This window comes from Bacteroidota bacterium (assembly GCA_018698135.1).
Taxonomy (GTDB): Bacteria; Bacteroidota; Bacteroidia; order CAILMK01; family JAAYUY01; genus JABINZ01.
The window spans coordinates 33,774-44,040 of sequence record JABINZ010000011.1; the positions used below are offsets into that span (position 1 = coordinate 33,774).

9 protein-coding genes and 1 pseudogene are annotated in these 10,267 nt (G+C 34.0%); 7 read left to right on the plus strand and 3 right to left on the minus strand.

Features of this window, described 5'->3' with window-relative positions:
* Positions 1-410 precede the first annotated feature (410 nt).
* Together HOG71_01105 and HOG71_01110 are read left to right on the plus strand one after the other, a co-directional pair.
* Positions 411-2,183, plus strand: a pseudogene (locus tag HOG71_01105) (hypothetical protein).
* 206 nt (positions 2,184-2,389) lie between these two features.
* A complete protein-coding gene (locus HOG71_01110; GenBank protein MBT5989428.1) occupies positions 2,390-2,902 on the plus strand; it encodes a hypothetical protein in 513 nt (170 codons plus the stop codon).
* Between the two features lie 202 nt (positions 2,903-3,104).
* Here HOG71_01110 and HOG71_01115 read toward each other — a convergent pair whose 3' ends face one another.
* The 3 genes from HOG71_01115 to HOG71_01125 form a co-directional block, all read right to left on the minus strand.
* Positions 3,105-4,070, minus strand: coding sequence for a hypothetical protein (locus HOG71_01115; GenBank protein ID MBT5989429.1), 966 nt, complete (start codon positions 4,068-4,070; stop codon positions 3,105-3,107).
* A 4-nt stretch (positions 4,071-4,074) separates the two neighbouring features.
* Complete coding sequence (locus HOG71_01120) at positions 4,075-5,220, minus strand: hypothetical protein (protein ID MBT5989430.1); 1,146 nt, start codon at positions 5,218-5,220, stop codon at positions 4,075-4,077.
* A gap of 141 nt (positions 5,221-5,361) precedes the next feature.
* Positions 5,362-6,267: an EamA family transporter gene (locus HOG71_01125; GenBank protein MBT5989431.1), complete on the minus strand. Its 906-nt coding sequence runs from the start codon at positions 6,265-6,267 to the stop codon at positions 5,362-5,364.
* Between the two features lie 204 nt (positions 6,268-6,471).
* On the opposite strand from HOG71_01125, the gene HOG71_01130 reads away from it, so the two are divergent.
* From HOG71_01130 to HOG71_01150, 5 genes are all read left to right on the plus strand, one after another.
* The gene (locus tag HOG71_01130) at positions 6,472-7,326 is read left to right on the plus strand and encodes a 4Fe-4S dicluster domain-containing protein (protein MBT5989432.1); all 855 of its coding nucleotides are present in this window, start codon (positions 6,472-6,474) and stop codon (positions 7,324-7,326) included.
* A 12-nt stretch (positions 7,327-7,338) separates the two neighbouring features.
* Complete coding sequence (locus tag HOG71_01135) at positions 7,339-7,938, plus strand: class I SAM-dependent methyltransferase (protein MBT5989433.1); 600 nt, start codon at positions 7,339-7,341, stop codon at positions 7,936-7,938.
* A gap of 17 nt (positions 7,939-7,955) precedes the next feature.
* Positions 7,956-8,153 (plus strand): hypothetical protein, encoded by a 198-nt coding sequence (locus HOG71_01140; protein ID MBT5989434.1) that lies wholly within the window; start codon positions 7,956-7,958, stop codon positions 8,151-8,153.
* Positions 8,154-8,295: 142 nt separating this feature from the next.
* Positions 8,296-9,261 carry a hypothetical protein gene (locus HOG71_01145; GenBank protein ID MBT5989435.1) on the plus strand — a complete coding sequence of 322 codons (966 nt, stop codon included), beginning with the start codon at positions 8,296-8,298 and terminating at the stop codon, positions 9,259-9,261.
* A gap of 59 nt (positions 9,262-9,320) precedes the next feature.
* Positions 9,321-10,267, plus strand: a 947-nt coding sequence (locus HOG71_01150; GenBank protein MBT5989436.1) for a class I SAM-dependent RNA methyltransferase, incomplete at its 3' end; no start/stop codon positions are given.

Consider the following 10,267-nt stretch of genomic DNA (forward strand, 5'->3'; position numbering starts at 1 on the left):
TTGACTTGCAAATATATTAAAGCAATTACATATAATAGAAAATAGATAAGAATCATAAATTAATAAATTATCATTAGGAAATAATATCAGTAATTGAGTATAAAACTAAAATCAAAGAAGTGTTTTTAGGCTGAACCATTTTGCAGGATATTGCTCATCATTACAAATTCTAACTCTTTGTGTAAATTTAAGTTTAACTTTGTTGCTTAATCAAAAACCCGTTTGCGGACTGAAAATTGAATTTTATTCAACTCTGCTAAGCATAGCTAAGGTCATAAAAACGTTTAATCTTTGTCGAACACATCGATTTGAAGGGTAAAGGGACTGCAGATAAAGATTACTTCCTCTTACATATTTCTGCAATAAAAAAATATTTATTGCATTTGTTAAATGAATAAATCATTAATGATATGATCAGTAATCATTCATTTCATATACCCGTAATGGGAATTGGATACACATTAGATACACCTATTAAAGTCAGTCATCTTGGTATCGATTCAGTACTATCTCTGGTTGACGATTCACTTATTGAAAGATTAAGGAAACTCTATTGCGGAAAGTTTAATATTCCTTATCAGGAAATCGGGATTTATTCTATTGATTATAGGGCAGAACGCATTACTTCTTATTTGAATTTAATGAATGAAATTGTTGAAAAAAAATTCGAAGATTTAAAAAACTCAGCATTTGATAAAAAACAGGAAATCAAAGATTACTTTAGCATGTTGCCTGATTCATCAACAATTAAACAAGAGTTCAAAAAAATAACATCTAAGTATTTCAATGTAAATGAGTTGAAAATCTGGCTGAAAGAAAACCTGTCGATGGGTAGCATAGATGTTAATATCATGACAAAAATTGACAAGGATAACTATTTTAAAAAAGAAAAGTTACCTATTGAATACAACGATGCACACGCAGCGCTACGAGGTTTTGCTAAAAGCAATTTAAACTCTTCAGTCATCCTCTCCGCAGGAATGAATCCACGTTTGTATAGTTATATCGAGCAGTTTGAAGATTTTTATCCCAATGAACAAGGTGAAATCAAAAAGAAAATAGTTCTTAAAGTCAGTGATTACAGATCAGCATTAATACAAGGTAAATTCTTTGCAAAAAAGGGCTTGTGGGTTTCAGAATATAGAATCGAATCGGGATTAAATTGTGGCGGACATGCTTTTGCGACAGATGGTTTTTTGATGGGACCAATTTTAGCTGATTTTAGAGATAATAAAAAAGAACTCAGCAAATCCATTCATGAAATTATACATAAAGCACTTTCAGATAAAAATCGTGTTTTACCAAAGGCCGAGTTAAGCATTAAGATTACAGCACAAGGTGGTGTTGGAACAGCTGAAGAACATCAGTTTTTATTGGATCATTATGAGGTTGATTCTGTGGGCTGGGGAACACCTTTTCTGTTGGTTCCTGAAGTAGCATCCATTGATGAATCAACAGTGAATAAATTGATTGAAGCTAAGGAAGATGACTTGTATCTGAGCTATATTTCACCCTTAGGAGTACCATTTAATAGTCTGAAAGGCAATACTAAAGATGTTGAGAAATTGTCTTTGATAGATAAAGGAAAAGCAGGCAGCACTTGTCCAAAAAAATATGTCGCGTTAAATAATGAATTTACAGAAAAAGGAATTTGCCCGGCTTCCCGACATTATCAGCAGTTAAAAATAAAAGAACTGGATGAGAAAAGTCTCAATTCCATCGAATACAAAAAAGAATTTTCTGCTATTGTTGACAAATCTTGCATATGTGTGGGGTTAGGCACCTCTACGCTATTGGTTAATCAATTAGACACAGGGAATGGAGGAAATGGAGTTTCTGTTTGTCCAAGTCCTAATCTGGCTTATTTTTCAAAAAGAATGAGTTTGAAAAATATGGTGGATCATATTTACGGTAAAGCAAATATGATTTCAAGAACAGATCGTCCCAATATGTTTGTGAAAGAACTAAAAATTTACATCGATTACCTGAAAAACAAATTGGTTGAAGCAAAAGGATCAAATACAATTAAACAAGAAAAGTATTTTATGAATTTTGTCCAAAATCTTAAAGAAGGGCTGCATTATTACCAAAGCTTGTTTGGTGATATGAAAGACAAATTTCATGATTCAAAATCAAATATATTAAGCGATTTAGAAACCTGCAATGTTAGTTTGCAATTGCTTTGTTCTGATGTAGAAAAACGATCACTCAAAACAGTAGCAGCTCGTTATCCAGACTACAATCTAAAACATTCGGCAAAATTGCGCAGCAACATAAAAAATTAAGCTTAACTGCAAGGAGTCGTTGAGTTAATTGACTTCGAAACACCAGTTTATGAAAACCAGCACACAATAATTCCTCATAAATACGTTTACTAATAAACACTACCATGAGAAACTATTTTCTACTATTCCTTTTTACATTATCATTACTTCTATCTTTTAACTTTATAAATCAAGAAACATATCCCGATTTCTCATTTCATGGAATCTGGGAAGTTCAAGAATGGTATTATAACGACACCCTATTGGATCAATCGGCTTGCCCTGTAAAAGGGACATTGGATTTGGAAGCTGACGGCTCTTTTGTTTATCATTCCGTAAATCTTGATTGCAGAGGAAGAACTATTGAAGGCAAATGGCTTGTTAGTGAAAACAACACGTTTACTATGAGTTGGGAAAAGGAAAGAGAAATTCCTCAAGAAATATTAGAGAAATATAAGGGTAGAGAAATTAAAATGATTCCTGATCAGATAGACCTCACTTATGCCTATTCAATCATCGACCCAAATCATTTTAAAATCCAACTAAGAATGTCAGCTGTAACGGATACTATCGATAGACGTTTAATTTTTGAAACATTGATTGAAACATTGATTTGGCAAAGAGTCGAAAAGAAATAATCAAATTCCTAGTAAATACTGCCCCAATCACTTATCCATTATTATTTCTAACGTATATCCTTTATTATACCGCACATACTTATTGTACCTACCATCATATTTAGGCCACAGATTCACAGAAATTTCACTGACCTCCTGAAAACAACTCTGTTAATCTGTGGCAATTTTCACATCATTGAACAATAGTAGATATTCAATATATTTATAAATCCATCGCCACACTAAAAGCCATGAACTTTTCTTTGTGGTTGTAAAATTCATTGAATAAAGAGCGACCATCATAATACTGAAATCCAACTCTCAGTCTTTTTTTATATAAATCCTGTGGAAATATATAACCCGCTACAAATGAATAATTCGGTGAATAAGAATTTGTTTTATAGGCACTTACATTATAGGCTGCATACACTCCTCCGAAATGTTGCTTAGGAAAATAATATTCCAACTCAGCTCCCATCTGAAAAGCATTGTAGGCATGAGCATCAGGTTTGTTTTGCCTCCTTCCCATAAAATCGACTCCAGGATAAAAGAAAATGTAATCGGCATAAACTTGAAGTATATCCCATTGCTTATTTTTCAAAAAATACAAAGGACGAAAAGCCGATGATAAATAGAAATCATCCCTCACATAAAGTGTCATGATATTTGGATCAAAATCGATAGGTGACTTGACACCTCCCCACGTAAATTCATCTCCACGATGGGTACAGATGTGGTGTTTTGAAAACCGAAAAACCAGCCATTCTTTTGGCTTTACACTTAAGGAATAATGGTAAATTCCATCATTTGCCATAAAATCATGATTTCCTCCCCGCATATAAACTGGCAGAACCATTCCTAATTCTGCTTCTATGCCAATATTTGGATTATTTTTAGGGGAGAATTTAAAAAGAGAAACCCTCATTCCTCCAGTGATACAAAGTTTTCCATTATATCCTTCACCATTGTTTATTCCATCTTGGTAATCGATTTCACCATATTTAACACTTTGTGATGATACTTCAAATCGAACCGCTAAAGGATCAGCCAGATAGGTTGGGTAAAATACATCCAAGCCCACTATCTGCATATTCCAGTTTTTGATTGGAATGGTGAAACGAGAAGAATCCTGTGCCTGTATCGAAAAAGCGATTGCTAGTAAGACTATGCTATATTTTATTTTGATCATATCCTTATTTATTATATTCACCTTTCCAAATGTCATTTGAAGGTCCGCCATAGCTATACACTCCACCTAAAATCCAAATATTCCCTTGAAATTTTTCCAAGGTATAACCATATCGACCGCTGAAAGGAGCTCCATGCGAATCGATTGTCCAGTTATTGACATCATCCCGTTTCCAGATAGTATAATAATTATCATTTTTTGAATAATGACTTTCATACGTATGTTTTCCGGGAAATGTCCATAAAAAATTATCATAGAACATCATTTGATGTTGAGCCCTGTATAAATAGCTTTGATTAAAACTATCCAAATCATTAGCTGGAATCCAATTCACTCCATCTGTTGAAGTCCAGAGCCAATGCCAGTCAGGAATTGGTTGTTTCGATTGATCGGCACTTTCGAAAACCCGTCCATGAATACCTCCTTGAAGATACAAGGTTCCGGTAGCTGAATCAACTGTCAGTGCATGTTCTGAACGAATTCCAAAATCGTTTGCCGGCATTTGTTCCCATTTTATTCCATCTGTAGATCGCCAAACATCATTAAAATATTTGACTGCATATTCACCTGATTTACCGGGAATCATGGTGGCACCTCCAATTAAATAAATATAATTGATTCCTCCATGCATCGCAACAGTACAACTATGATTAAATCGTGGATACCAATCAATTAAAGAATCCAATTCAGGTGTAAAAATGGGTTTTATTTCTATCCAGACTTCACCATCTGTACTTTTCCAAACATCATTGGCATAATTACGATAGCCATTAGCTTCGTCAACATAAAAACCGCCAATCAAATACATGGCATTCTCAAATGAGATAAGTTGATGACCTCGCCTACCCTTCCAAGGGGCATCTTCCAAAACTAACGTCCAATTTTCTCCATCCTCCGAACTCCACACATCTTCATAATAAGGATCTTGTCCGTGATTACCTGAATTGTAGCCACCAATAATCCAGAGTTTATCATTAAATACGAGGGATGCATGATCCCATCGATTGTCCCAATCGGCATTTTTAACAATTTGAGTCCATGTAAAATCACCTGTGTACTCATCGACATTATGCTCATCAAAGGATATGAACTCACACCCTGCAATTGAAAACAAAATCAGACATACAATAATTGCTAAGCTTTTCTTCATCATCATAGTTTATTCAAATGAATTACAAATTAGTATTGCAATAATATTAAAAGCTTCTGTAAAAAGAGTTTGTAGTTATAAACAGGAAATTGTTTGCTCCCCTTTATTTGGGAAAAATGTATAAATTAGAAATATGAATTTCTAGCGTCCCATTGTATTTGTGAGAATAACGCCACCCAACGTAATAAATCCACCAATGATAGAGGCAATTGTTGGAATTTCGTGTATCCATATGAGTGCAATGATCATAGTAAGTACCGGAGAAATATACAAATAACTGGTAATGTGCGTAGCTGAAGGAAATTTGGGCAAAACATAGGTCCAGATAACATAGGCAACAGCAGCAGGAAAAATACCCAAATACACTACTTCAAGTGTAGCAATAGTCGTAGCAATCTGAATATCATGAATTAATTGGGGTATGAAAATGAGCATAAAAAAGGTTCCAAACCAAAAAGTATATGATGCTACTTCCAGAGGTGTGTATTTTTCCAGCAATCGTTTCTGAAAAATAACATATAAACTTCCTGAGCAGGCAGCCATTAAAACCAAAAGTGTTCCGGTATTTAAAGTCCCAAATCCACTTTCGGAAAAAGAAATGAGGGCAATACCTGAAAAACTAATTAAGATTCCAAACCATCCCCACTTATTCAGTTTTTGCTTGAGAATAAACAGTGAAAAAAGAGCTGTAAAGATCGGCACAGCACTCACCAAAAAGCTGGAAGTCCCTGCTGTCACTGTTTGTTCACCAATATTCAGACACAAATGATATAGAGTAATGCCAACAAAACCGGCTAATGCAAAAAACGGAATATCAGATTTTTTGGGAAATGGCATTTTAATAATCAAGGCATAAATACCTAATATAAAGGATGCTATCAGGAAACGTAACAAAGCCAAGGCTTGAGGAGAATAACTTTCAAGAGCAGATCGAATACCCACAAAAGCAGAAGCCCAAAACAGGATAGCTAAACCCAGAAGTAAAAGTATCCGAATGGGAACTTTGACTCTTAAATCAGGGATGCCTTTATCTGGAACTGGCCTCATATTGATGATTCATTTTTTAAGGTAGGCAAAGGTAGAAATAAATTATCCACAATGACTAAAACTCCTCAATTTCAGAATTGACTTCTTTCCTTTATCTTCGAACATTTTTCAGAGTAGCGTATTTCTTTAAATACAATACTCTAACATGGAATACATTTCTATTTACTACATTTTAATAAGCAATGATATAAAGAATAAGATATCATGAAGATTTCATTAAATATCTGTTTGCCATTCTTAATCGGATTGGCTGTTGCAACCCTTTTATATATGACCATAGGCTGGTGGGGATTTTGGGCCATATTCCCTTGGATTGGATTCTCCATCTCAACAGGTATCTTTTTACGCTCAAGATTTAAAGGTAAAAAGAAAATAATAGGGAGAAAAGTAGCCAGCCTGATGATATTACCTTGTATGTTAATTTTTATGCCAATCATTAATAATGAAAATTTCCAATTAGAAGGTGTTGCATTAATAGTGATGGTCGGTTTTTTCAGTAAAGGATTCATTCATTATGCAATTGCTAAAATATTTGGACCATTAATTTGGGGAAGAGGATTTTGCGGCTGGGCATGCTGGACTGCAGCAATTCTCGATTGGTTACCTGTTCAAAAGAAAAAGAAACAAATCAATCCACAATATAAAAACATACGCTTTATTGCACTCCTTATTTCGCTGTTAATTCCATACTATTTGGTTTTTGTTTTGAATTATGATGTTAGAGCTGATTATCTCGGCCAAAAGGAAATGATCTGGATGTTTACGGGCAACCTTCTATATTATGCAATTGGAATTCCTCTGGCCTTTGTTTTAAATGATCAGAGAGCTTTCTGCAAATATGTTTGTCCTGTTTCATTAGTAATGATTCCTACCAGAAAACTAAGCATAATTAATATTAAACCAACAGCTAATGAATGCATTGAATGCGGTGCATGTAACAAAATTTGCCCAATGGATATTGACGTAATGAGCTATATCTCAAACCATAAAAAAATAAGACATGCCGAGTGTATTCTTTGTGATGATTGTACAGCTGTTTGTCCTGTTCAAGCCATGTAAATAAACGGATCGATGTTCCGAATAATAGAAAAACAATATCGCCAACCAAAAGGTTTTCTCGGAAAAATTATTTCCAAATTGATGCAAAGAGCAAACAGCTATGCATACGACAAACTGGTAAGCAAATTAAGTATTCAGGAAAACGATCAAATTTTAGAGATTGGCTTTGGACATGGACTGGGAATACAAAAAATTTTAGCAAAATACAACTGTATAATCACAGGGATTGATTTCTCCTCATTAATGTATGCTAAATCAATTAAACGATTTAAAAAACAAATAGATAACAACAAAGTCAAGCTTTTGTATGGGAACTTTTTAGAACATACATTTGAATCCAATTTCTATGATAAAATATACGTATTGAATGTGACCTATTTCTGGACCAGTCTTGAAATTCCTTTTGTAAAAATCAGGAATTTATTAAAAGAAAATGGCTGTTTTCATCTGTTTATGGATGATGATGTAGAATTAACAAGACAAGGATTTACAAAAGGTGATGTCTTTTGCATGCATTCCGTTGAGCATGTAATTGAGCAATTAAAACAGGCAGGCTTTCAACATGTAGCATACCAAAAAGAAGATGGCTATTTTATACAATGTGAGAAATAATTCAATTTGAAATATTAATGAAATATCTAAGAAAAATATGGGTTCGCGCAATTATAAGCATGCTTTTTGGTGCATTAACTACTGAAATTATTCACATTGCAATTGGTGATCCTAACAGACCCATGGGCACTAATTTTACGCTTATATACGCTTTGATAGTTTTCTTAATACTTACATTTTTGCTGAGAAAAATGGATAAAGATAGCTCATCATAAATCATCTCATCATGATTTAATCTCTACTAATTCTGAACTTAAAATGATTAAAGACTATATCTAAATTTCACAAAAAAATATTTTTTCATAAGTCACAGTAACAAAACCATTTTACATTTCGTCATATAAAAAATGACACAAGATGATTAACAAGAAATTACTCATTGTTTGCTTCCTTTTTTCCTTTTATCATTCTAGTGCACAGGATGCTGTTTATGAATTTAAAATTGCAAATACCGATAACAAAGAATCAATTCCCTTTGTTCAGGCTTGGTTTATTAATCATGAAGATGGCTTGTGTTCCAATGAATATGGACAGGGAAAGCTTGTACTTACACAGGATAAATGCCGACAACTTAAAGATGACAGTTTAGTCATCCAAGCTCTCTCCTATAAAAGGCAGATTATAAAATTCAGCGATTTAAAACTAAATCAGCTTAATTACATTGAACTAATTCCACAAGCAATACAATTAGAAGAGATAACTATTAGCTCTCGAAAAAAGGTAAAAACAAGCAAACTAGGAAACACAAAAACAGATTATTTGCTACGGATTTTTCCAATAAGTAATTATGGAACAGTGGGTTGGATAATTGGCAGATATATTCCAAATACTACTGAATCTAATCCATATATTAAATCAGTTTCCTATTATATCACCAATTGGGGAAAATATCAGGCTCCTTTCAGAGTTAGAATATTTTCAGTGAATGATAGCTTTTTTCCAAAGAACGACTTACTGACATCCAATGTAATTGCAAAAGCACAAAAACCTAATAAATGGGTTACAGCTGATATTTCAAAATATAATATTAAACTGCCCGATTCAGGTGTAATTGTTTTTATGGAATGGATTTGGACAGGCGATCAGCACTACTTTACTCCAAAATTTCAGGAAAATCAAGCTTATGGAGCAACACTTGGCTTTAGCAGTAATGAACAGGATTACTATCGAAGGGGAAGATATAATCTGGGCTTTGTATGGCAAAAATCATTAACCTCCTATTTTAAAGAATCAAATAGTGATAAAAAAATCACTTACAATGATCCTTGCATTTATCTTGAAATAGAGAAAATCAGAAAGAAGCGCTTTGTGAAATCACCTTAACAAATTATTATTAGTCAAAATTCTCTTTCTCCCTACCTTTGTGTGCTAAACCCAGGATTTTGAAAATACTCGTAAAAACATCTTTTGGATTTGAAGACCTATTGGTTGCAGAATTGGAAGCTATTGGAGCACAAGATATATTAAAGCTAAACCGTGCAGTGATGTGCGAAGGTGATCAACGTGTTTTGTATCGGGCCAATTATGAATTACGAACCGCATTGAGAGTTTTAGTTCAGATTCATACATTTATCGCTGCCAACGACAATCAATTGTATCAGCAGATTTATAAGTACGATTGGAGCCAGCACTTAAAACTTGAACAAACATTTGCTATCGATAGTGTAGTTAATTCCGACTACTTCAACCACTCAAAATTTGTTTCCCTTAAATCAAAAGATGCCATAGTCGATCAGTTTAGAAATAAGTCAGGCAAAAGACCATCCGTTGATATTGAAGAACCCGATATTCGTTTCAGTGTTTTTGCTAATCAAAAGGAATTCTCTCTCTACTTGGATAGTTCGGGCGTTTCATTACACCGAAGGAACTACCGTATTCAGGGACACATGGCACCTTTGAATGAGGTTCTTGCAGCAGGAATGATTATGCTCACCGATTGGAAAGGAGATGTCCCTTTTATTGATTTAATGTGTGGCACAGGAACCTTGCTAATGGAAGCATGCCTGATTGCTACGAATACACCACCGGGTTATAAAAGGCGTGGCTATAGCTTCCAAAATTGGCCTGACTATAACAAAGAATTATTTCAGCAAATTCGCACCGAAAGAAACCAAAAAATTGTTAAACCCAAAGTTAAAATCGTAGGTATTGATAATTCAGCAAAGTCCATTGATATTTGCCAAGATTCGATAAGAGAGTATGGTTTCTCAGAATATATTCAGTTGCGTAAACATTCCTTTGATAAATATAAACCAGCTTTTGATGATGGGATCGTTGTGATGAATCCACCCTATGGTGAGCGCATTGGTGAAAACGAAGAAATCAATAC